Source organism: Achromobacter maghribensis, assembly GCF_057334215.1.
The window spans coordinates 58,819-80,181 of the sequence record NZ_JBHFII010000001.1 but is presented as its reverse complement, the minus strand read 5'-3'; the positions used below and the strand labels follow the sequence as shown (position 1 = coordinate 80,181).

General features: G+C 65.0%; 19 protein-coding genes. 9 read left to right on the top strand and 10 right to left on the bottom strand.

What is annotated here, in order from left to right:
* Both ACE039_RS00390 and ACE039_RS00385 read right to left on the bottom strand, forming a co-directional pair.
* Window positions 1-632, bottom strand: a 632-nt coding sequence (locus tag ACE039_RS00390; RefSeq protein ID WP_485821340.1) for an MBL fold metallo-hydrolase, incomplete at its 3' end; no start/stop codon positions are given.
* An 82-nt stretch (window positions 633-714) separates the two neighbouring features.
* The gene (locus tag ACE039_RS00385) at window positions 715-1,542 is read right to left on the bottom strand and encodes an alpha/beta fold hydrolase (protein ID WP_485821339.1); all 828 of its coding nucleotides are present in this window, start codon (window positions 1,540-1,542) and stop codon (window positions 715-717) included.
* 329 nt (window positions 1,543-1,871) lie between these two features.
* Between ACE039_RS00385 and ACE039_RS00380 the strand changes: the two genes are divergently transcribed.
* The 4 genes from ACE039_RS00380 to ACE039_RS00365 all read left to right on the top strand — a co-directional run bounded on the left by ACE039_RS00380 (window position 1,872) and on the right by ACE039_RS00365 (window position 5,573).
* The gene (locus ACE039_RS00380) at window positions 1,872-2,873 is read left to right on the top strand and encodes a bestrophin family protein (protein ID WP_485821338.1); all 1,002 of its coding nucleotides are present in this window, start codon (window positions 1,872-1,874) and stop codon (window positions 2,871-2,873) included.
* Between the two features lie 119 nt (window positions 2,874-2,992).
* Window positions 2,993-3,871: an RNA polymerase sigma-70 factor gene (locus ACE039_RS00375; protein WP_485821337.1), complete on the top strand. Its 879-nt coding sequence runs from the start codon at window positions 2,993-2,995 to the stop codon at window positions 3,869-3,871.
* Between the two features lie 122 nt (window positions 3,872-3,993).
* Window positions 3,994-4,413, top strand: a complete 420-nt coding sequence (locus ACE039_RS00370) for a cupin domain-containing protein (protein ID WP_448711199.1) — start codon at window positions 3,994-3,996, stop codon at window positions 4,411-4,413.
* Window positions 4,414-4,577: 164 nt separating this feature from the next.
* Window positions 4,578-5,573: a LysR family transcriptional regulator gene (locus ACE039_RS00365; protein ID WP_448711198.1), complete on the top strand. Its 996-nt coding sequence runs from the start codon at window positions 4,578-4,580 to the stop codon at window positions 5,571-5,573.
* Between the two features lie 8 nt (window positions 5,574-5,581).
* Here ACE039_RS00365 and ACE039_RS00360 read toward each other — a convergent pair whose 3' ends face one another.
* From ACE039_RS00360 to ACE039_RS00345, 4 genes are all read right to left on the bottom strand, one after another.
* On the bottom strand, window positions 5,582-6,076 hold the full coding sequence (locus ACE039_RS00360; RefSeq protein WP_485821336.1) for an Ohr family peroxiredoxin: 495 nt from the start codon (window positions 6,074-6,076) through the stop codon (window positions 5,582-5,584).
* A 16-nt stretch (window positions 6,077-6,092) separates the two neighbouring features.
* Window positions 6,093-6,848: an SDR family oxidoreductase gene (locus ACE039_RS00355; protein ID WP_485821335.1), complete on the bottom strand. Its 756-nt coding sequence runs from the start codon at window positions 6,846-6,848 to the stop codon at window positions 6,093-6,095.
* Window positions 6,849-6,857: 9 nt separating this feature from the next.
* Window positions 6,858-7,337 (bottom strand): carboxymuconolactone decarboxylase family protein, encoded by a 480-nt coding sequence (locus ACE039_RS00350; protein WP_105556411.1) that lies wholly within the window; start codon window positions 7,335-7,337, stop codon window positions 6,858-6,860.
* Between the two features lie 185 nt (window positions 7,338-7,522).
* Window positions 7,523-8,074, bottom strand: coding sequence for a type 1 glutamine amidotransferase domain-containing protein (locus ACE039_RS00345; RefSeq protein ID WP_448708416.1), 552 nt, complete (start codon window positions 8,072-8,074; stop codon window positions 7,523-7,525).
* On the opposite strand from ACE039_RS00345, the gene ACE039_RS00340 reads away from it, so the two are divergent.
* Window positions 8,073-8,783 carry a ClbS/DfsB family four-helix bundle protein gene (locus ACE039_RS00340; protein WP_485821334.1) on the top strand — a complete coding sequence of 237 codons (711 nt, stop codon included), beginning with the start codon at window positions 8,073-8,075 and terminating at the stop codon, window positions 8,781-8,783. The two genes, ACE039_RS00345 and ACE039_RS00340, sit on opposite strands and share 2 nt — an antisense overlap.
* A 35-nt stretch (window positions 8,784-8,818) precedes the next feature.
* Here ACE039_RS00340 and ACE039_RS00335 read toward each other — a convergent pair whose 3' ends face one another.
* The 3 genes from ACE039_RS00335 to ACE039_RS00325 are packed head-to-tail and all read right to left on the bottom strand — an operon-like array spanning window position 8,819 to window position 14,768.
* Entirely contained in the window at window positions 8,819-10,285 is a 1,467-nt protein-coding gene (locus ACE039_RS00335) for an efflux transporter outer membrane subunit (protein WP_485821333.1), read from the bottom strand.
* Window positions 10,286-10,305: 20 nt separating this feature from the next.
* Complete coding sequence (locus tag ACE039_RS00330) at window positions 10,306-13,482, bottom strand: efflux RND transporter permease subunit (protein WP_485821332.1); 3,177 nt, start codon at window positions 13,480-13,482, stop codon at window positions 10,306-10,308.
* Complete coding sequence (locus ACE039_RS00325; RefSeq protein WP_485821331.1) at window positions 13,479-14,768, bottom strand: efflux RND transporter periplasmic adaptor subunit; 1,290 nt, start codon at window positions 14,766-14,768, stop codon at window positions 13,479-13,481. The genes ACE039_RS00330 and ACE039_RS00325 overlap by 4 nt, the downstream gene beginning before the upstream one ends.
* 212 nt (window positions 14,769-14,980) lie before the next feature.
* On the opposite strand from ACE039_RS00325, the gene ACE039_RS00320 reads away from it, so the two are divergent.
* A complete protein-coding gene (locus ACE039_RS00320; RefSeq protein ID WP_485821330.1) occupies window positions 14,981-17,464 on the top strand; it encodes a heavy metal translocating P-type ATPase in 2,484 nt (827 codons plus the stop codon).
* 97 nt (window positions 17,465-17,561) lie between these two features.
* Here ACE039_RS00320 and ACE039_RS00315 read toward each other — a convergent pair whose 3' ends face one another.
* Window positions 17,562-18,143, bottom strand: coding sequence for a TetR/AcrR family transcriptional regulator (locus tag ACE039_RS00315; RefSeq protein ID WP_448708405.1), 582 nt, complete (start codon window positions 18,141-18,143; stop codon window positions 17,562-17,564).
* 231 nt (window positions 18,144-18,374) lie between these two features.
* Between ACE039_RS00315 and ACE039_RS00310 the strand changes: the two genes are divergently transcribed.
* From ACE039_RS00310 to ACE039_RS00300, 3 genes are all read left to right on the top strand, one after another.
* Window positions 18,375-19,586, top strand: a complete 1,212-nt coding sequence (locus tag ACE039_RS00310) for a Tm-1-like ATP-binding domain-containing protein (RefSeq protein WP_485821329.1) — start codon at window positions 18,375-18,377, stop codon at window positions 19,584-19,586.
* 11 nt (window positions 19,587-19,597) lie between these two features.
* Window positions 19,598-20,428 (top strand): phosphoenolpyruvate hydrolase family protein, encoded by an 831-nt coding sequence (locus ACE039_RS00305; RefSeq protein WP_448708407.1) that lies wholly within the window; start codon window positions 19,598-19,600, stop codon window positions 20,426-20,428.
* A gap of 192 nt (window positions 20,429-20,620) precedes the next feature.
* Window positions 20,621-21,358 (top strand): FadR/GntR family transcriptional regulator, encoded by a 738-nt coding sequence (locus ACE039_RS00300; RefSeq protein WP_233213901.1) that lies wholly within the window; start codon window positions 20,621-20,623, stop codon window positions 21,356-21,358.
* Window positions 21,359-21,363: the final 5 nt, after the last annotated feature.

Genomic DNA, 21,363 nt, shown 5'->3' with positions numbered 1-21,363 from the left:
GTGAGCCGGACCACCACGCCCGGGGCCACTTCATGCCGGTCTTCGAAGATCTGCAACCGGTCACGGTAAGTGTTGTAGAAGCTGGTGGCGGTGGACCGAAGCACGTCCGGCACCGGATTGGGCATGACGGTTTGGGAGAAATCGGGCGAGGTCCAGAATGCAACCTCCGCCGCGGAAACATGGATGCGCACGTCGGGACGCAGGCGCTGCTTCACCTCGTCGACGAGCAAGCCGCCCACGTGGTCCATGTGCATATGGGTGATGATGACATCCGTCACGGATTCCAATGCGATGCCCGCTGACGCCAGGCGTTGGGGAAATTGCCCCGCGCGCGGAAAGCCGGGGAATTGTCCTCCCAGTCCGGCGTCGATCAGGATGGTCTGGTCGCCGCTGCGGGCCACCATCACGTTCAGCGGCCAGTCGAACGCGTCGGGCGGCATGAACATGTGGCGCAGCCAGTCCGCCAGGTCGGCGGGGTCGACGTTGGTGGCCATCGTGGAGGTGGGCAACGGCAGCACCCCATCACTGACCACCAGCGCATCGATTTCGCCCACTCGCACGGCGTAACGGGACGGCACCAGATCGACAGGCGCGACAGGGCTCGAAGGCAAGGCGTGGTCTACGGAAAGCATAGCGGTATCTCCTGAGGGGCGGCCGGATTCGACGGCCGGGATGTGCCAGGCAACTGGCAGGGTATGGGCATTGGCCGCGCGGTCACGCGCGGAGAAAGGCGAGCAAGTCGGCGTTGACACGGTCCTGCAGGGTGGCAGTAAGGCCGTGCGGCGCGCCGGGGTAGTAGATTTCCCGTGCGTTGTTCACCAGCCGTGCGGCTTTCTTCGCGGAGTCGTGCACGGGCACGATCTGATCGTCTTCGCCGTGCATGAAAAGGGTTGGCACGTCGATCCGCTTCAGGTCTTCCGTGAAGTCCGTTTCGGAAAAGGCCTTGACGCATTCGTAGGCATTCTTCTGGCCGCTCTGCATGCTCCATAGCCAGAACTGCTCCAGCAGCCCCGCCGAGACCTTGGCCCCGTCGCGGTTCGCGCCATAGAAGGGAATGGCCAGGTCCTTGTAGAACTGGGAACGGTCGCCGGCCACGCCCTCGCGGATGCCGTCGAAGACCTCGATCGGCAGGCCTTCGGGGTTGGCGGCCGACTTCAGCATCACGGGGGGCACCGCGCCGATCAGCACCGCTCGGCTTACGCGCCGGGTTCCGTGGCGGCCGATGTAGCGCACCACTTCGCCGCCGCCGGTGGAGTGGCCAACCATCGAGATGTCTTTCAAATCCAGCATCTCGATCAGCTGCGCCAGGTCGTCGGCGTAGCCGTTCATGTCGTTGCCGGATGAGGGTTGCGACGAACGTCCGTGGCCGCGCCGGTCGTGCGCGATGACGCGAAAGCCATGGCTTGCCAGAAAGTGCATCTGGCCGTCCCACGCGTCCGCGTTGAGCGGCCAGCCGTGGGAGAACGTGACGACAGGGCCGTCGCCCCAATCCTTGTAGTAGATCTGCGTGCCGTCCGAGGTGGTGAAGGTATTGCGAGTCATGGGGATGCTCCTGTTGTGGTGCGCGTCGCGGGGAATGAGACCTCTGCGTGGAGGGTGAGGGCATCGTAGGCGTGGCGCTTTGGGCCCGGTAGATCCGCGGGGGGAAGCACGCTGTTGCGTGGTGCGCACCAATGCTCGTGGCGCCGGATTGTTGCTGCCAGGACAACACCGTGCATCACGGCGCGGCGCTACCGCGATGCGCGCGCTGGTTCTAGCATTCGTTGCGACGATGCAAGGCATGCTCGTCCGAAGGCGCGGCTACCCGCGCGTTGATGAAGGCGCGGCGATTCGCGCGTTGACTTGGCGCCCGCGGGCGCGGGACCGAGACCATGCATCTGGGAAAATCCTATCGCCTGGGCGAATTCGTCGTGTGGACGCGCCGGAGCATTTATTACCTGTTGGCGCTGGGCCTTGTCCCGGTGCTGCTTTACCAGGTTGCCGGCATGAAATGGCTGACGCTGCCGTTGTCGGTGGTGTCGTTGCTGGGCACCGCGACCACTTTCGTGGTTGGATTCAAGAATGTGCAGACGTATACGCGCACCGTCGAAGCCCAACGGATCTGGATGAACATCGTCAGCGTCAGCCGCTACTGGGGGGTGATCAGCCAAGCCTATGTCGGCGATTCCGGCCGTGCCGCTACGCTGATGGACCGGCATCTGGCATGGCTGACGGCGCTGCGCTATCAGTTGCGCGAGACCCGCGTGTGGGAAAACGCGGCCAGTCGGCCGAATGCGGAGTACCAACGCCGATACGTGATTCCCGAGCGCCGCGAACCGCTCGATTCCGCGCTGTCGCGCTACCTGCTGCCGCAGGAAATGGCAGCGCTGACGCACGTGGACGACAAGGCCGCGCAGTTGCTGGCCAGGCAAGGGCAGGCGGTAAGGGGCCTGCTGGACGACGGCGTCATCAGCGCGTCGGAGTCAGCCGAGCTTAACGGTCGCATCCGCGACTTCCTGGATCTGCAGGGGCAAGCCGAACGAATCAAGAATTTCCCGTATCCGCGCCAGTACGCCATCATCAACACCTTGTTCGTGCGGTCATTCTGCGTGGCGCTGCCGTTCGGCCTGACGGCCCAGTTCGACCAGATCGGCCAGAGCATCAACGGCTTCATGCAGGGTCAGACGGCGTGGCTGGCGGTGCCGTTCAGCGTGATCATTTCGTGGATCTACACGTCGCTTGAGCAAGTCGGCGAAAGCACCGAGAACCCCTTCGAAGGCAGCGCCAACGACGTGCCGATCAGCCGCCTTTGCACCATGATCGAGCGGGACCTGAAACAGATGCACGGCCGCGCCGACCTGCCGGAATTGGCCGCCACCGTCATCGCGCTGTAGTCCACGCGGCCCGGTACGGCAGAATCGGGGCCAGGCTTCACACTTGCGCTTGTCGTCATCGCGTGGCTGCGGCAGAATACTTGGCTTCCGGTTCGCCTTCATTGGCGTTGACGCCCTCCATGACCGACTCCGTGCTCTCCTTCGAGCGTCATCGTCCTCGCCTGTACGCCATCGCCTATCGCATGCTGGGCGCCGTCGCCGAGGCGGAAGACGTGGTGCAGGAAGCCTGGCTGCGTTGGCACGGCGCCGACCGCGCTGCCGTGCAGAATGCCGAAGCCTGGCTCGTCACCGCCACCACGCGCCTGTCCATCGACCGTCTGCGTGCCGCCAAGGCCGAACGGGAGAATTACGTGGGAGTCTGGCTGCCCGAGCCGATGCTGATGGCCGCGCCTGCCACGCCGGAGCAGATCCATGAGCAGGCCGATGACGTGTCGGTGGCCTTTCTGTACCTGCTGGAACGGCTTTCACCCGACGCCCGCGCAGCATTCCTGATGCGCGAGGTGTTCGACGCCGACTATGAAGACATCGCGCTGACGCTGGACAAGACCCAGGTCGCGGTCCGTCAGCTGGTGCGACGGGCCAAACAGCAGTTGCGCCAGGGCGAGCCACGCGAAGCCGTGCCTCGCGCGACGTTGCAACGCCTGCTGAACGCCTTTGCCGACGCGATGCAACGTAGCGATTTCCACGGTCTGCATGCATTGTTGAGCGACGACGCCGAGTTGATCGGCGACGGCGGAGGCAAGGTGTCCAGCTTTGCCAGGCTGGTGGGTGGAAAACGCCTGGCGCAATTGTTCTATGCCGGCAAGCGCCGGTTCCGCGACGGGCTGGGCACGGAAGTGGTCCAGGTGAACGGCCAGTGGACCTTATTGCGGTTCATCGATGGTCAGCTTGAATCCGTGCAGTCCTATGAAACCGACGGTGAGCGCCTGACGCGGGTTCTGGTGCAGCGCAACCCGGACAAGCTCGCGCATATTTCGGCCGCCCTGGCGCAACGCTGATACCGCGGTCCTGCGTGGGCGTTGGTGCATGCCGGGCAACATGGTGATCCCCAGCGGGGATCTACCGCCGTGTGGCCGGCACTCCTACGATGGCGGTTCCACTATGCTGCGAAGGATTGGCCATGTTGAAAATCTTGAAATTCGGGTTGCCTCTTGTTGCCGCGGGCGCGCTATTGAGCCCGCTTGCCCATGCCGCTTCCGGCGCCACGCCGGCCGACGCCATCGTCACGGAGCTGATGAACAAGGATCTGCCGGACATTCCCGGCAAGGATGCGGAGATGATCGTCGTCGACTATCCGCCCGGCGCGGCCGATCCCATTCACCGCCACGACGCCCACAGCTTCGTCTATGTGCTTGAAGGCAGCATCGTCATGCAGGTAAAAGGCGGCAAGGAGGTGACGCTGACCCCTGGCCAGACCTTCTACGAGGGCCCGCACGACATCCACACCGTGGGCCGCAATGCCAGCCAGACCCAGCCGGCCAAGTTCCTGGTCCTGCTGATCAAAAAGAAGGGGGCACCGGTCCTGACGCTGGTGAAATAGGGACGGGTAACGTTTTGCCCGGCTCTCGGCATCTGGCGCCGCCAGCCATCGCCTTCGAAGCTGGACTTTCCCCTGGAAAGCCAGCTTTTTTGCGTTCGATGTCACAAAACGGCCCGGTGCGCCGTCTTATCGGTAGGACCCACCTACTTTGCGATGCCGCCACCATGCCGACACCCGTCTCAGCTTCCCCTCCGGCCAACGGACCAGATTCCCTGGCCGACAGCTTCGCCACCAGCTATGCCGGGGTCATGGCGTTCATCGCCGTCGCCGTCGAAGGCAACTTCGCCAAGGCCGGTGACCGCCTGGGCATCGGCCGGTCCGCCGTCAGCCGCAGCGTGCAAAAGCTGGAAGACCAGCTTGGCATCCGGTTGTTCGTTCGCACCACGCGCAGCACCTCCCTGACCGCAGAGGGGAAGCGCTTTTATGAACAATGCCATCCCGGCGTGGAACGGATCATCGGGGCGTTGGACGACATGCGTGATCTGCGCGAGGGCCCGCCCTCGGGGAAACTGCGCGTGTGCGCCACCGTGGGCTTTGGGCGCAAGATTGTCGCGCCGCTGCTGAACGGGTTCCGCGAGGCCAACCCGAATATCTCGGTAGAGTTGTTGCTGGATGACGGGCCCACCGACTTCACGACGGACCGCGTCGATGTGTCGTTCCGCAATGGCCGCATGGAAGACAGCCGCGTGATCGCCAAGAAAGTGATACCGATGCAGATGATGCTGTGCGCCTCGCCGGCCTATGCAGCCAAACATGGCTTGCCGGCTAGCGTCGAGGAAATCTCCGCCCATCGTTGCGTGAACTTCCTGTTCGCATCGGGGCGTGTCTACGAATGGGAATTCAAGGTGAACGGCCAACTGCGCAAGGTCGCGCCGCCCGCCATGCTGACTTTCAACGACGCCGATCTGGTGCTGCAGACCGTGCTGGACGGCCACGGTATCGCGCAGATGGCGGGTTACCAGGTTTGCGACCACTTGCGCGCGGGCAACCTGGTTGCCTGCCTGCCGCAATACGCGCCGGACGACCGCGGGCATTATCTGTGCTTTCTAAGCCGTGAGCACCTGCCGGCGCGCATACGCGTCTTCATCGACTACATGACCGAAGGCATCCGCGCGCGGGATTTGCAGATACTGGACAGCCTGTTGGTGAAACAGGCCTGACGCCCTGCTTATTGCGTCAACATCACCACGCTTTCGATCCCGTTCTGGGCCATTTTGGAATACGGGCATAGGCGTTCGGTATTGCGCGCCAGCTCTTCGGCCACGGCCCTGGCCATGCCGGGCAGGTGGATGTTGATGTTCGCGATCACCGCGAACAAGCCATCGACGGGGTCGCGGCCGAACGAGACCGTGGCCGTCACCGAAGCATCCGGAATGGATAGGCCGGCGCGCGCAGCCAACATGCTTAACGCGCCGTGGAAGCACGCCGCATAGCCGGCCGCGAACAATTGTTCGGGGTTGGTTCCACCGCCGGTTCCCCCCATTTCGACCGGCAATCGTAGTTCCACGAGCAGTTCGCCATCATCCGAAATGGCAATGCCGGAGGCGCGGCCATGCGCGGCCTCGCCGCCCCGCACCGTCACGCTGGTCGTGTACAGGGGAAGGAAATCCCGCCCACGGTACTTGTCCAGGAGCGTCAGGGAAGGGGGCTGCGGTTTGCGCATGAAAGAGCTCGTGTGGCTACTTTTTTGTGCCCGACCGGCTGAACCAGGTGTCGAAGTCGATGTTGCCCAGGCGCGGATTAGGCCCTGGCACCAGGGTGTCGTCGTCGAGCAGGGCACCGAAATAGCGCGCGCCGGGGTCTGCCCGCACCAAGCGTGCGTCGCCGGTTTTGCGCAGGTAGCGTTGCACCAGTTCGGCCAGGCGCACGCGTTCGGGTCCGGCGATTTCCACCGTGCCGTTCACCGGCGCCGCCAGCGTGGCGTCGGCCATGGCCAGGGCCACATCGTCGGACGCAATCGGTTGAACGAAGGCGGGCGACAGCCGCACATCGTCGCCCTGCGCGCCCGATTGCACAATGCCGCCCAGGAATTCAAAGAACTGCGTGCTGTGAACGATGGTGTACGGGATGCCACCGGCGGTGATCAATTGTTCTTGGGCGATCTTGCCCCTGAAGTACCCGCTTTCGGCCAGACGGTGGGTGCCCACCACGGAAAGCGCCACATGGTGGCGCACGCCGGCGCGGGCTTCCGCCGCCAGCAGGTTGCGGCCCGAAACCTGGAAGAACTCCAGCACGGCCTTATCTTCGAAGGATGGGGAATTGGCCACGTCGACCACCGTGTCGACGCCCGCCAGCGCGTCGTCCAGCCCTTCGCCCGTGATCGTATTGACGCCGGTGGCGGGCGACGCGGCAATGGCGTCGTGGCCGCGTTGGATAAGAAGCTTGACGAGTTTGGAGCCGATGAGGCCCGTGCCGCCGATGACGAGGATTTTCATGGCGATTCCTTAGGCGAACTTGGCTTTATCGAGGCCATAGGCCTTATCGGCCGAACCGGGAACCGTCCGGAAACCCACGTTCAGGCGGTTCCAGCCATTGATCGCCATGATGGCGAAACTGAGGTCCGAGATTTCCTTTTCGGACAGTTCGGCCCGCACCCGCTCGTAGGTTTCGTCGGGCACGCCATGCGCGCCCAGCGTCGTCAGGGCCTCGGTCCAGGCCAGGCAGGCGCGTTCGCGCGGCGAGAATTCGGTGGATTCGCGCCAGATCGCGACGTGGTGCAGCCGCAGTTCACGTTCGCCGTGGATCTTGGCCTCTTTCACGTGCATGTCCAGGCAGAAGCCGCAGCCGTTGATTTGCGAGGCGCGGATCTCGACCAGACTCAGGATCGGCTGCTCGATCGCCCCGGACTTCAAGAGCATGCCGAATTCCACGAATTTCTTGAATAGCTGGGGCGATTGGGCAAAGGCGTTCAGACGTTGACTCATGGTGACTTCCTCGAGATGGGTTGGCGTGGCCCGGCGGCAAAGGTCGGGCGCGGCGCATGCTTGGACAACGCCCAAATCGTAGGTCGGCACCACGATCGGCAGAAGACCCGGCCAGGGGACCACCGTGTTGCCGCAATGGCAACAATGCCCCTCGTGGCGGGCAGCGTCCCCGACCGGGAATCCGGTCACCGCCGAGCGGCTTGCAGCAGGTTGATGAAGGCCTGATTGAAGGCCGGAATATCGTCGGGCTTGCGGCTGGAGACCAGGGTCCGGTCAACGACGACCTCTTCGTCAACCCACTGGGCCCCTGCGTTGCGTAAATCGTCCTGAAGCGACGGCCAGCTCGTCATCTTCCGGCCTTTCACCACACCCGCGGAAATCAGCAGCCAGGGGCCGTGGCAGATGACCGCCACCGGCTTGTCGGCCTTGAACATCGCTTGCACGAACTCCTGTGCTTTGGGATGCATGCGGATTTCGTCGGCATTGATCACGCCGCCCGGCAGGAGCAGGGCGTCGAAGCGCTCGGGCTCGGTGGCGGCTTGCAAGAAGGTCAGATCGACCGGGAAACGGTCGCCCGGCTTGTCGTGATGCATGCCCAGGATGGGGTCGGTACGGGCGGAAATCAGCACCGTCCGGGCGCCTTCCGTTTGAAGGGCGTGGCGGGGGCCGGTCAATTCCACCTGTTCAAAGCCGTCGACCGCAAGAATCGCCACGTTCAGATCTTTTAGTGTTGCCATGGTTGCTCCTGGTTGTTGGCCCCGGATACGCGGCACGCGGCGCGCCGGGGCCTTGCGCGCCAGGGTGTCCGCAGCAAGTGGCATGCCTCCAGGGACGTGCGAGCAGCGGATTTGCGTGCTTGGATCCTTGACAGTCCAACGATGGTACCCATCAGAATTTCCGCCGTGGACACATAATCCCGCGACGAATGGGTACGGCAACCTCATGAAACCCCCCGCTTCAAGGCAAGAGCTCCTTTGCAATATTCACGCAAGGCACCGGCAGTTTCGCTTGGAAATCGCCACCATTCCCGCAAGCCATTTCCGCCAGGCCGTCCGCCTTTGGCCGGAGCATGGCCTGCACGCTGATGCGGCGATGGTGCTGACCGACGTGATCCTCTGGAACACGATGATCCTGCAGTTCGCCAACGACCTATCGTCGGGCCCCTTGGCGTCGTACTACCGGGCCGACGCGATGTTGAGCCGGGTCGATCACCTGTCGTCGTTGTTCCAACGCCATTTCGCTGCCAGCAGTCTTCACGAATTGGAGGCACTGACGATGGTCGGCCAGGCGCGGATCGTCGACAGCGTGGCGCGTCATTCGGAAACGTCGCTCTTCGACCCCTCGGTTGGGCCGATCAAGACCCTTGGCGGAAAGATCCAGTGCTTCACCTGCATGGCCTACGCTGACGCACTGTCGAAGCTGCGGCGGTGGAAGCAGGTCATGTAGTTCCTGCCTCCACCTGAGTGGCCGTTGACGGCCGCTTATTGCACCGTGTGCTCGGTCCAGCCTCCGCCCAGCGCCTTGTACAGTTCGATGAGGTTGTTCAACCGTGCCAGGCGGGTTCGCACCAGCGCCTGCTGCGCGCCATACAACATGCGGTGGGCGTCGAGCAGGGTGAGGTAGTCGTCTTCGCCTTCCGTGAAGCGCTGCTCGGCCAGGTCGTAGGCGCTGCGGCTGGCCGTCACCGATAGCTGCTCCGAACGAATCTGCGCGTCCAGCGTGCGCTTGCCCGCCAGGCCGTCGGCCACGTCGCGGAAGGCTACCTGAACGGCTTTTTCGTAGTTGGCGATCTCGATGCGTTTTTGCACATGCGCCACGTCCAGGTTCGCCTTCAGCGCGCCGCCGCGGAAGATGGGCACCGTGATCCGGGGCAAGAAGCTCCAGGCCCCCGAGCCCGCCCCGAAAAGCCCGTCCAATGAAGCGCTGGCCGTCCCCGCCGACCCCGTCAGGCTGATCGTAGGGAAGAACGCGGCGCGCGCGGCGCCGATATTGGCGTTCGCGCCCCGCAGCGTCTGCTCGGCCGCGCGAATGTCAGGGCGGCGCGCAAGCAGTTCCGACGGCAACCCGCCAGGCAGGTCGGGTGGCACGATACCGTCGGGTAGCGTGATGGCCTCGTCCAACTGTCGCGATAGCTCAGGCGTCAGCGGCTGGCCCATCAACAGCACAAGGGCGTTGCGGTCCCTGGCCGCCTGTCGCGTGTAGGCCGCGTGAAGGGTCTCGGCGTTGCGCAGCGCAATCTCCGCAAGGCGCAGATCGAGTTGCGTGGAGTTGCCGGCTTCCACAAGCCGGGCGGTCAGTTCGTACGACCGCATCTGCGCGGCCAGAGTATCGTTTGTCAGCCGCAACAATTCCCGGTCGGCCCGTAGCGTGAGGTAGGCATTGGCCACTTCCGACACCAGGCTCATCTGCGTGGCGGTGCGGATTTCAGCCAGCGCCAGATATGAGGCCAGGGCCTGGTCGCTGAGGCTGCGGATGCGGCCCCACAGGTCCAGCTCCCAGGCGGTGGTCACGCCTGCCATCTCGTAACGCCGGCTGATACGGGAAGCGCCCGTGGCGTCAAGGTCGGCCGGCACCCGCTCGGTCGCGGCGCTGGCGGACGCCCCAAGATCAGGCAACATCTCGGCGCGCTGGATACGGTACATCGCTTGCGCTGCTTCGACGTTGAGCGCGGCTTTGCGCAGATCCTGGTTGTTGCGCAAGGCGATGTCGATCAATTGCTGCAATAGCGGATCGCGGAAAAACTCCCGCCACCCGATATCGGCGGCGGCTGCCTCGCCGGGGTTTGCTGAGGCGACGGGATCATAGGCGGCGCCGGACGGATAGGCCGCTTCGATAGGCGCCACTGGGCGCTCATGCGTCGGCGCCAGCGAGCAGCCCGCCAAGGCGGCCGCCAGGGCAAGCGGCGCCAGCGGCCGGGCTGGGCGGGAGAGTGTGAAAAGTGTCTTCATGTCTAATATCTTCCTAGCCATCATGCGCGCTGGTCGCTTGCGCTGCTGCGGGTTTCAGGGGCGGCACGACGCAGCGCAAGCTTGCGCACGACGACATAGAACACAGGCGTCAGCAGCAGGCCGAACAGCGTCACGCCCAGCATGCCGGCGAACACCGCAATGCCCATGGCGTGGCGCATTTCGGCACCGGCGCCGGTAGCCAGCACCAGCGGAACCACGCCAGCGATAAAGGCGAACGAGGTCATCAGGATGGGGCGCAGGCGCAAACGCGCCGCTTCCAACACCGCCGCCAGCGGATCAGCGCCTTCGATCTCCTTGGCGCGGGCAAACTCGACGATCAAGATCGCGTTCTTGGCTGCCAGGCCGACCAGCACCACGAAGCCGATCTGCGTGAAGATGTTGTTGTCGCCACCGGAAACCCAAACCCCCACGATCGCGGATAGCAGCGCCATTGGGGCAATCAGCAGCACCGAGAACGGCAGCGACCAACTGTTGTATTGGGCCGCAAGAATCAGGAAAGCCAGCAGCACCGCCAGGGGGAAGATGTACAGCGCCGAATTGCCTGCCTGCTTTTCCTGGTAGACCAGGTCGGTCCACTCGTGGATCATTCCTTCCGGCAGCGTCTCGCGTACGATCTTCTCGATCGCGTCGGTGGCCTGACCCGATGAATAGCCTGGCGCTGGGCCTCCGCTGATGTCCGCAGAGGGGAAACCGTTGTAGTGAACGATCCTGTCGGGGCCTGATCCACGTGTGATGGTCACGAACGCGCTAAGCGGAATCATGTCGCCGGCCGCGTTGCGCACCTTGAGCAGGCCGATGTCCTCGGCCTGCATGCGAAACGGGGCGTCCGCCTGGGCCATGACCCGATAGGTGCGCCCGAAGCGATTGAAGTCGTTGACGTAGAGCGATCCCAGGTTGATTTGCAGGGTCTCGAAGACGTCGGTCAGCGACACGCCCAGGGACTTGGCCTTCACCCTGTCGACCTCCACCCCCAATTGCGGGGCGTTGGTCTGGAAGCTGGCAAGCATGTTCGCCAGCTCGGGCACCTGCATGGCCTTGCCCATGATCTCGCCCTGCGCCTGCGCCAACGCTTCGAAGCCCAATCCCGCCCGATCCTCGATCTGCAACTTGAAGCCGCCCATGGCACCCAGGCCCGGCACGGGCGGCGGCGGGAAGATGCCGGCGAAGCCGTCAGGGATCTGGCTGAACTTTCCCATCAGTTTCCCCGCGATGGCGTTGGCCGTAAGCGAAGGATCCTTGCGCTCGTCGAACGGTTTGAGCATGGCGAACATCAGTGCCGAGTTCGGCACATTCACCGGTCCATTCACCGAGAGTCCTGGAAAGGCCACGACGCTTTCCACGCCAGGTTCCGCCAACGCGATCCGGGACATCTCCTTGACGACGGCCTCCGTGCGGTCGAGCGAAGCGCCGCTTGGCAACTGGGCAATGCCGACCAGGAAATACTTGTCCTGGGCCGGCACGAACCCATTGGGCACCTGACTGAAGCCCAGCCACGTCAGACCCACGAAGCCGGCATACAGCAGCAGGACGATGGCGCTGCCGCGCACCGCCCGCCGCACGGACCCGACGTAGGCGTTCGAAGCCCTGTCGAAGAAGCGGTTGAAGCGCTGGAAAAAGCCGCCCAGCGTGCTTCCCATCACGCGGGTGAGCCAATCCGCTTTGGCCGCCTCGTGATGGGGCTTGAGCAGGATGGCGGCGAGCGCTGGCGACAGCGTGAGCGAATTGATGGCCGACAGTACGGTCGAGATGGCGATCGTCAAGGCAAACTGGCGGTAGAACTCGCCTTGAAGGCCCGAGAGGAACGCCGACGGGATGAACACCGCCGCCAGCACCGACGTAATGGCCAGGATTGGCCCGGTCACCTCGTCCATGGCTTTGCGCGCGGCCTCCTTGGGGGGCTCGCCCAGCGCCATATGGCGCTCTACGTTCTCGACCACCACGATGGCGTCGTCCACCACGATGCCTATCGATAGCACCAGCCCGAACAGGGACAGCGTGTTCAGCGAGAAGCCGAACATGTGCATGATGGCGAAGGTACCCACCAGCGACACGGGCACGGCCACAAGTGGAATGATCGACGCACGCCAGGTCTGCAGGAACAGCACCACGACGATCACGACCAGCGCGATGGCCTCCAGCAGCGTGATGGCCACGGACTGCAGCGAGGCGCGCACGAAGACCGTGGGGTCATAGGCGATCCGGTACGCAATATCCTGCGGAAACCCGCGCTGAAGCTCCTGCATCTTGGCGCGGACGGCATTGGAAACGTCGATGGCGTTGGCGCCGGGGCTCTGGACGATCTGCAAGGCAGGCGCCGACTCGCCATCGATCAGGCTGCGCAGGGTATAGGCGTCCGCGCCCAGGGACACGCGGGCGATGTCGCGAAGACGGGTGACCTGGCCATCGGTGCCCGTTTTCACGACGATTTCACCGAACTGTTCCACGCTGGCCAGGCGGCCGAGTGTATTGACCGTTACCTGGAACGCGGCCGACGTATCCGGTTGCTGTCCGACCGATCCTGCGGCAACCTGCACGTTCTGTTCGCGCAGGGCGGCGACCACATCGCTGGCCGTCAGCCCGCGCGTGGCGACCTTGGAGGGATCCAGCCAGACTCGCATGGAGTATTCCCCGGCGCCCCACACCAGCACATCGCCGATGCCGGGCAGGCGCGCGAGTTCGTCGCGGACCTGCCGGATGGCGAAGTTGGACAGATAGAGCGGGTCGTACCGCTTTTCCGGCGAGACGATGTGCACGACCATCAACACGTCCGGAGACGTCTTCTGCGTGACGACGCCGATGCGCTGCACTTCCTCGGGCAGACGCGGCAAGGCGCGAGAGACCCGGTTCTGCACCTGGATCTGCGCCATGTCAGGATCCGTACCCTGCTTGAACGCGATGGTAAGCACCATCCGGCCATCGGTGGCCATCTGGGAATTCATGTAGAGCATTCCCTCGACGCCGTTGATCACTTGTTCGAGGGGGGAGGCGACGGTGTCGGCGATCACCTCGGGATTGGCGCCGGGGTAGCTCGCGGTAACTTGGACCGTGGGCGGCGTGACGGCGGGGTATTCGCTCAGAGGCAGTTGCCAGAAGGCGATGGCGCCAGCTAGCAGCATGAGCAGGGACAGGACGATGGCGAAGATCGGCCGCGCGATGAAAAAGTGAGGAAACTTCATTGGCGCGCCTCTGCAAGACCGGCGGCGTCCGCCTTGGCGCTGGCCGCGGCGTGCGCCTGGGGCACGCTTGAGCCGTCGGCCTGCTGCATGGGTACCGGCCGGGGCGTGACCGCCATGCCGGGTCGCACCAGGCCCTTGATGACAATCCTATCGCCGCGTTGCAAGCCGGTATTGATGACGCGCAGCCCTTGCTCTATTTGGCCCAGCTCCACCGCGCGATACTGGGCCAGGTTGTCCTTTCCGACGACCAGTACATAATTTTTTCCTTGGTCCGTGCCAACGGCTTGGTCGTCAATCAGGATGGATGGGCGTTCGCCGCCCGTCGCCAGCCGGGCCCGGGCGAACAATCCCGGCGCCAGTTGGCCGTCGGGGTTGGGTATCACGGCGCGGGCGCGGATTGTGCCGGTGCCGCGATCGATCTGATTGGCGACGAAGTCGAGCGTGCCTGTGTAGGGGAAGCCCTTGTCCGTGGTCAGCCCAACGGCGACCGGCAGCGCCGGATTGCCGCCGCCGGCATCGGGACGGGCGTGCCTCACGGCGTTGAGATAGGTCGCTTCGTCGATGTCGAAGTAAACGTGCACGGGGTCGATCGACACGATCGTGGTCAGCAGCGTGGCGGCCCCTGCCGCGCCGCCGCTGACCAGATTGCCTTCGGTCACCAGCACCCGGTCGACGCGCCCGGAGATCGGCGCGGTGATGCGCGCGTAAGAGAGATCGAGCCGCGCAGCGGCAACGGCGGCCTTGGCCACCTGCACCTGGGCTTGCCGGGCGTTGCGCGTTGAAACGGCATCGTCGTAGCTTTTGCGCGAGACCGCGCCGGTGGACACCAGCCGGTGAGCCCGGTCGAAGTCCGCCTGGGCTTGGCCGGCCAGCACCTCCGCCTGGCGCCATTGCGCCGTGGCGGTATCAAGCGCGACTTGAAACGGCCGCGGGTCGATCTGGAACAGCTGCTGCCCCTTGCGGACCAGGCGCCCTTCGGGAACGCTGACGGCATCGACGGCTCCACCGACGCGGGAGCGCAGCTCTACGGTCTTGGGAGCTGCCAGGAATCCCGTGAAATCGGTCGATGGCGCGATGGTCCGCACGATGACCTCTGCCACGGGGACTTGAGGCGCCATTGGCGCTACCGGTTTACCTTCGTCCCCGGAAACGTCGCCGGGGGCGAACGCGGTGGCTCCGGCCGCGGCGATGAGCCCCGCCAGCATGGCAATCTTGAATTTTCGACGCATGTACAAGTCCCTTCCGTGCAGCAGGGCGTCGGCCCTTCCGAAGCGTTTCTGCCGCATTTTTCGGGAAGGTTAGGTACTGCAATGGTTGGAAGGTCAAGGTGTTCGTTTGCGCGACGGCTGAACGTCGAAGGCATGCGCGCCGATGTGTTTTTCACGCCGCAGAAGCAAGCCGCTTCCGAAGTGGCGGTATGAAAACAAGCGCTTGACCTTCCCAACGTTGGAAGCTTTAACGTATCCCTTATGCCTACTTTGAACAATGGGAGCACGCCATGAGCATGCCAAGTACCCGTGACGCCCGCGCGTTTGCCGCCACGATAAGCCTGCCGATCGAGGGCATGACCTGCGCAAGCTGCGTCGGCCGGGTCGAGGCCGCCCTGACCAAGGTCGAGGGCGTCGGCAAGGTATCCGTGAACCTTGCCACCGAACGGGCGGACATCGTCGCGGTGGGGCCGGTCGATCGCATGGCATTGGTCCAGGCGGTCGAAAAGGTGGGCTACGACGTGCCTGCCGGCGCCGTCGAACTGGCGATCGGGGGCATGACCTGCGCGTCGTGCGTGGGTCGCGTCGAGAAGGCGCTGAAGGCGGTGCCCGGCGTCACGCAGGCCACGGTGAACCTGGCGACCGAACGCGCCACCGTGCATGGCGTGGCGGCTGCGCAAGACCTGATCGCTGCCATCGAGAAGGCCGGCTACGAGGCGCGTCCCGTCGATACCGGCGCGCAGGCCGAAGCGGCCGCCGCGGAAAAGAAGGACGCCGAGCGGGCCGAACTCAAGCGCGACCTGATCCTGGCCAGCGTGCTGGCCTTGCCGGTGTTCGTGCTGGAAATGGGCTCGCACGTCATCCCCGGCATGCACGAATGGGTCATGAATACCATCGGCATGCAGGAAAGCTGGTATTTGCAGTTCGCGCTGACGCTGCTGGTGCTGGCCGTACCGGGCAGGCGCTTCTACTTGAAGGGGTTCCCGGCGCTGGCGCGCCTGGCGCCGGACATGAATTCGCTTGTTGCGGTTGGCACCGCGGCGGCGTTCGGCTATTCGCTGGTGGCTACCTTCGCGCCGGGGCTGCTGCCGGCCGGGACGGTGAACGTCTACTACGAGGCCGCCGCCGTCATCGTCGCGCTGATCCTGCTGGGCCGTTACCTGGAGGCTCGCGCCAAAGGGCGTACCTCCGAGGCCATCAAGCGTCTGGTAGGGCTGCAGGCCAAGGTTGCGCACGTGCTGCGCGATGGCCGGGTCGTGGACATTCCGATCAGCGACGTGGCCCTGGATGATCTGGTGGAAGTCCGGCCAGGCGAGCGGGTGCCGGTCGATGGCGAAGTGACCGAGGGCCGCAGCTTCGTGGATGAGTCCATGATCACGGGCGAACCCATTCCCGTCGAGAAACAGGCCGGCAGCGCCGTCGTCGGCGGCACCGTCAACCAGAAGGGGGCGCTGACGCTGCGCGCCACTGCCGTGGGCGGCCAGACCATGCTGGCGCAGATCATCCGCCTGGTCGAACAGGCCCAAGGCTCCAAGCTGCCCATCCAGGCGGTGGTCGACAAGGTGACGCTGTGGTTCGTGCCGGCGGTGATGATTGCCGCCGTGGCGACCTTCCTGGTGTGGCTGGCGTTCGGGCCGTCACCGGCCCTGACCTTTGCGCTGGTCAATGCCGTGGCGGTGCTGATCATCGCTTGCCCTTGCGCCATGGGCCTGGCGACGCCAACCTCCATCATGGTTGGCACCGGCCGAGGCGCCGAGATGGGCGTGCTGTTCCGCAAGGGCGAGGCGCTGCAGTTGCTTAAGGATGCCCGGGTCGTGGCCGTGGACAAAACCGGCACGCTGACTGAAGGCCGCCCGGTGCTGACCGATCTGGAGATCGCCGCCGGCTTTGACCGCAATGAGGTGCTGGCGAAGGTGGCCGCGGTGGAATCGCGGTCGGAACACCCCATCGCCCGCGCCATCGTCGAGGCCGCCGTGGAAGACGGCATCGCGCTGCCGGCGATGACGGATTTCGAGTCGGTCACGGGCATGGGCGTGCGCGCCACGGTGGGTGGCGCGCGCGTGGAAGTGGGCGCTGACCGCTACATGCGTGAATTGGGCCTGGATGTGGGCGCCTTCGCGCAAACCGCCGAGCGCCTGGGCGACGAAGGTAAGTCGCCGCTGTATGCCGCGGTCGATGGCCGGCTGGCCGCCATCATTGCTGTCGCGGACCCGATCAAGCCCAGCACGCCTGCGGCCATCACGGCGCTGCATCAGCTGGGACTGAAAGTGGCCATGATCACCGGCGACAACGCCCGCACGGCACAGGCCATTGCCAAGCAATTGGGCATTGATGAAGTCGTGGCCGAGGTGTTGCCGGAAGGCAAGGTGGATGCCGTGCGCCGGCTGAAGGCGGCGTATGGCCAGATCGCGTTCGTGGGCGATGGCATCAATGATGCGCCGGCGCTGGCAGAGGCCGATGTCGGCCTGGCCATCGGCACCGGCACCGATGTGGCGGTCGAGTCCGCCGACGTCGTGCTGATGTCCGGCAACCTGCTGGGCGTGCCCAACGCCATCGCGCTGTCCAAGGCCACCATCGGCAACATCCGCCAGAACCTGTTCTGGGCCTTCGCCTACAACACGGCGCTGATCCCCGTGGCGGCCGGGGCGTTGTATCCCACCTGGGGCGTGCTGCTGTCGCCGGTGTTCGCAGCGGGCGCCATGGCCATGTCAAGCGTGTTCGTGCTTGGCAACGCGCTGCGCCTTCGTCGCTTCCAGCCGCCGATGGGGCAATGAACGCGCGCTGACTGCGCGTTGGGCGGCACGGGTCACCGTACCCGTGCCGGACGGCACAAGGCCCGGGTTCTCCCGGGCCTGCGCGGCTCCTCCCCGCTTATTCCCTGGCAGGCCGCGTTTCGGAAATCGCCTGCGCGATTATGGCCTGCGCTGTCCAGCGCACCACGTCCGTGATCTCGGGCAGCTCCAGCTCCCAGATGTCCTTCAACACCAGGAACACCTCGGACCCATACACCAGCGACAACGCCTGCGCCACGCGGTCTTGCTGCGCGGGCGTCAGGTCGGTGGCCAGTGGCGCGATGGCGCGTTTCAGGATGTCGACCCGATGTCCGCGCACCAGGCGCGGTTCGTTGCCGGTCTTGCCTGCGCTGGCTTCGGCATGCTGTTGCAGCGACACCATGATGGCCGCGCGCAACGAGGCTTCGTGTGCCTCCAGCCGGGGAAAGGCAAAGCGCAGCAATTCGTCGACGCGCGTGGCGGCGTCGGACGATGTGGAGTCCCAGGCCAGGATGGGCCCAAGGCTTTCGTCCACGACGGCGGCGATCAGCGCGCTTTGACTGGGGAAGTAGCGGTAGGCGGTCGCGCGCGATACCCGGGCATGTTCGGCCAGCTCGGCGACAGAGGGCGTGATGCCCTGCGCCATCAGCTGCTGCGCCGCGTCCAGCAGCGTCTTGCGCATGCGGGCGCGCGGTCCGTGGGGCGGTTCCCCGCTGGCGGCGGCCTGCCGGCTGGCAGGTGCGATCAGGCGCGCGGCGCCGCCTGCGGCGGAAGCAGGGGGCTTGGCGGGGAGCGAGGTTTGACGTGAGACAGGTGTCTCAGTATGATTCTTTCGTCTCATTTCTTGATTCTACAGGCCTAGCGGCCTCACATATCGAGGCGCGCACCGAGTGTAGCCGCCCGCGGAGGAGCCATGACGCAATCGAACCGGCGGGTGTTTGTCGCCGCCATCTACGACACCAAGGGCCACGAAGCGGAGTACGTGGTGGATCTGCTCAAGCGCGACGGCCTGGACGTGGTGTCGGTGGACGTGTCCACGTCGGGCGCCGCCAGCGCCGCGCAAGTGCAAGCCCGCGAAGTGGCTGGCAGCCATCCCGACGGCCCGGAAGCGGTGTTCACGGGCGACCGCGGCACGGCGATCGCCGCCATGGCCCTGGCCTTTGAACGCTACGCGGCCGGCAACGGCGCCATCGGCGCTTTGCTGGGGCTGGGCGGGTCGGGCGGCACGGCGTTGATCACGCCGGCCATGCGCGCACTGCCCATCGGCACGCCCAAGCTGATGGTGTCGACGATGGCCTCGGGCAACGTCGCGCCCTATGTCGGCCCTTCGGATATCGCCATGATGTATTCGGTGACGGACGTGGCCGGGCTGAACCGCATTTCCCGCCGCGTGCTGGCCAATGCCGCCGGCGCGATCGGCGGCGCATTCCGTCAGGCGGGCGTTGCCATTGAAGACGATGGACGGCCCGCGGTCGGCATCACGATGTTCGGGGTGACCACCGCCTGCGTGCAGCAGGTGACGCCGTTGCTGGAATCCCGTTATGACTGCCTGGTGTTCCACGCCACGGGCACGGGCGGACAGTCGATGGAAAAGCTGCTGGACAGCCATTTGCTGGGCGGCGTGCTGGACCTGACCACGACCGAAGTTTGCGATTTTCTGTTCGGCGGCGTGCTGGCCTGCACGGAAGACCGCTTTGGCGCCGTGGCCCGCACTCGCGCGCCTTACGTCGGCTCGTGCGGCGCGCTGGACATGGTGAACTTCGGCGGGATGGAGACCATTCCCGAGTCCTATCAGGGGCGCAAGTTCTATCCGCACAATCCGCAGGTGACGCTGATGCGCACCACCATCGAAGAGAACACCCGCCAGGGCGAGTGGATCGCCGCCAGGCTGAATCAGTGCGAAGGGCCGGTGCGCTTCCTGATTCCCGAGGGCGGCGTCTCGGCGCTGGATGCGCCGGGCCAGGCATTCTGGGACCCCGAGGCCGACGCGGCCCTGTTCGCCGCGCTGGAAGCCAACCTGGTGCAGACACCGCAGCGGCGGCTGGTGCGCGTGCCCTGCCATATCAACGACCCGCTGTTCGCGAAAACGGCGGTCGACCATTTTCTTGAAATCGCTAGCCATTAAGGATTGCCGCCATGCCCCGTTTTGATCGTAACGAACTGCTGGACAAGTTTCGCGCCATGGTGCGCGCGCGCACACCCATCGTGGGCGGCGGCGCGGGCACGGGCCTGTCGGCCAAGTGCGAAGAGGCGGGCGGTATCGACCTGATCGTGATCTATAACTCGGGGCGCTACCGCATGGCGGGGCGAGGCTCGTTGGCCGGCCTGCTCGCCTACGGCAACGCCAACGAGATCGTCGTCGACATGGGGCGTGAAGTGCTACCGGTGGTGAAGAAGACGCCGGTACTGGCCGGGGTGAACGGCACCGACCCGTTCTGCGACTTCGACGTGTTCCTGGACGACTTGAAGCGCCAAGGCTTTTCCGGCGTGCAGAACTTCCCCACCGTAGGCCTCATCGACGGCACCTTCCGCGCCAACCTGGAAGAGACCGGCATGGGCTATGCGCTGGAAGTGGACATGATCCGCCTGGCTCACCAGAAGGGCATGCTGACCACGCCGTACGTCTTCAATGAAGACGACGCGGTGGCGATGACGAAGGCCGGCGCGGACATCATCGTGGCACACATGGGCCTGACGACGGGCGGCGCCATCGGCGCCGAAACCGCGCAGACGCTGGACGATTGCGTGGCCGCGATCGACCGCATCGCCGCCGCCGCGCTGGCGGTGCGCCCGGATATCATCGTGTTGTGCCACGGCGGACCCATCGCCACACCCGAAGACGCCGCGCACGTGCTGCGCGCCTGCAAGCATTGCCACGGCTTCTACGGCGCCAGTTCAATGGAGCGCCTGCCTACCGAACAGGCGCTGACCGCCGCTACGCGCGAGTTCAAGAACCTGACTTTCTAAGCCGCGCGACGGTAGCCCTTCACCCCCCCGTATCCGCACTTCCCCTAATACCCACCCCTATTCTTATACGATTATCGTATTTTCAACGCGCCCCTTCCGGGGCACGTACACAGCCGAGGCAACGCGGGCTGGCAATGAGATGCACGTTTTCGGACGATCTTCCTTATGCCTACTTCAGCTTCCCGAGTACTGTTGAAAAAGGACTCTGTCGCTCCGTTCCAGTCAGAACCCAACCTGACGGACCGGGTGACCGAGATGCTGCTGGATGAGATCACCAGTGGCGACTATCAAGTCGGCGAGGTCCTCCCTCCGGAGCAGACCATCGCGACCCGGCTTGGCGTTTCGCGCACGGTGCTGCGCGAAGCGGTTTCCCGCCTGAAGGGCGATGGCATCGTACAAAGCAAGCAGGGCCGTGGCCTGACCGTCATGCAGACGGCGCGGCCGTCGGTGCTGCGCATGCAAGCGGCGGATATCGGCGATGCCGACCAGGTGCTGCGTATCGTTGAACTGCGCCGGGGCTTCGAGATCGAGGCTGCGCCGCTTGCGGCCGAGCGCCGCAGCGAAGCAGACCTGGCCGCCATGCGCCAGGCCTTGCGCAAGATGGCCGACGCGATCGCGTCCGGCGATGTTGCGGTGGGCGTGGATGCCGACATGGAATTCCATCGCTGCGTGGCGCGTGCCACCCGCAACGAACACTACCTGAATTTCTTCGATTTCCTGGCGGTTCTTCTGAAGAAGAACCTGCGCGTCTCGCGCTCGCGGTCGGCCAAGATCGCGGGCCGCGGCGCACAGGCGCAGAAAGAGCACGAGGCGTTGTTCGCCGCCATCGAGAAAGGCGACGTGGAACTTGCGCGACAGCATGCGCGTACCCACGTCGACAACACGGAAGCACGTCTGCGTACAGCGGCGGCCACGGCGGAAAGACCGTAGGCGCT

Bases quoted from the DNA above. Each gene is read 5' to 3' on its own strand.
- ACE039_RS00355 (WP_485821335.1), bottom strand. From the start codon at position 6,848: ATGAAAATCCTCGTCATCGGCGGCACGGGCCTCATCGGCTCCAAACTC.
- ACE039_RS00360 (WP_485821336.1), bottom strand. From the start codon at position 6,076: ATGCGCAAACCGCAGCCCCCTTCCCTGACGCTCCTGGACAAGTACCGT.
- ACE039_RS00315 (WP_448708405.1), bottom strand. From the start codon at position 18,143: ATGCGCAAGACGCTGCTGGACGCGGCGCAGCAGCTGATGGCGCAGGGC.
- ACE039_RS00345 (WP_448708416.1), bottom strand. From the start codon at position 8,074: ATGGCAACACTAAAAGATCTGAACGTGGCGATTCTTGCGGTCGACGGC.
- ACE039_RS00350 (WP_105556411.1), bottom strand. From the start codon at position 7,337: ATGAGTCAACGTCTGAACGCCTTTGCCCAATCGCCCCAGCTATTCAAG.
- ACE039_RS00380 (WP_485821338.1), top strand. From the start codon at position 1,872: ATGCATCTGGGAAAATCCTATCGCCTGGGCGAATTCGTCGTGTGGACG.
- ACE039_RS00320 (WP_485821330.1), top strand. From the start codon at position 14,981: ATGAGCATGCCAAGTACCCGTGACGCCCGCGCGTTTGCCGCCACGATA.
- ACE039_RS00305 (WP_448708407.1), top strand. From the start codon at position 19,598: ATGCCCCGTTTTGATCGTAACGAACTGCTGGACAAGTTTCGCGCCATG.
- ACE039_RS00330 (WP_485821332.1), bottom strand. From the start codon at position 13,482: ATGAAGTTTCCTCACTTTTTCATCGCGCGGCCGATCTTCGCCATCGTC.
- ACE039_RS00325 (WP_485821331.1), bottom strand. From the start codon at position 14,768: ATGCGGCAGAAACGCTTCGGAAGGGCCGACGCCCTGCTGCACGGAAGG.
- ACE039_RS00385 (WP_485821339.1), bottom strand. From the start codon at position 1,542: ATGACTCGCAATACCTTCACCACCTCGGACGGCACGCAGATCTACTAC.
- ACE039_RS00365 (WP_448711198.1), top strand. From the start codon at position 4,578: ATGCCGACACCCGTCTCAGCTTCCCCTCCGGCCAACGGACCAGATTCC.
- ACE039_RS00375 (WP_485821337.1), top strand. From the start codon at position 2,993: ATGACCGACTCCGTGCTCTCCTTCGAGCGTCATCGTCCTCGCCTGTAC.
- ACE039_RS00335 (WP_485821333.1), bottom strand. From the start codon at position 10,285: ATGAAGACACTTTTCACACTCTCCCGCCCAGCCCGGCCGCTGGCGCCG.
- ACE039_RS00310 (WP_485821329.1), top strand. From the start codon at position 18,375: ATGACGCAATCGAACCGGCGGGTGTTTGTCGCCGCCATCTACGACACC.
- ACE039_RS00340 (WP_485821334.1), top strand. From the start codon at position 8,073: ATGGTTGCTCCTGGTTGTTGGCCCCGGATACGCGGCACGCGGCGCGCC.
- ACE039_RS00370 (WP_448711199.1), top strand. From the start codon at position 3,994: ATGTTGAAAATCTTGAAATTCGGGTTGCCTCTTGTTGCCGCGGGCGCG.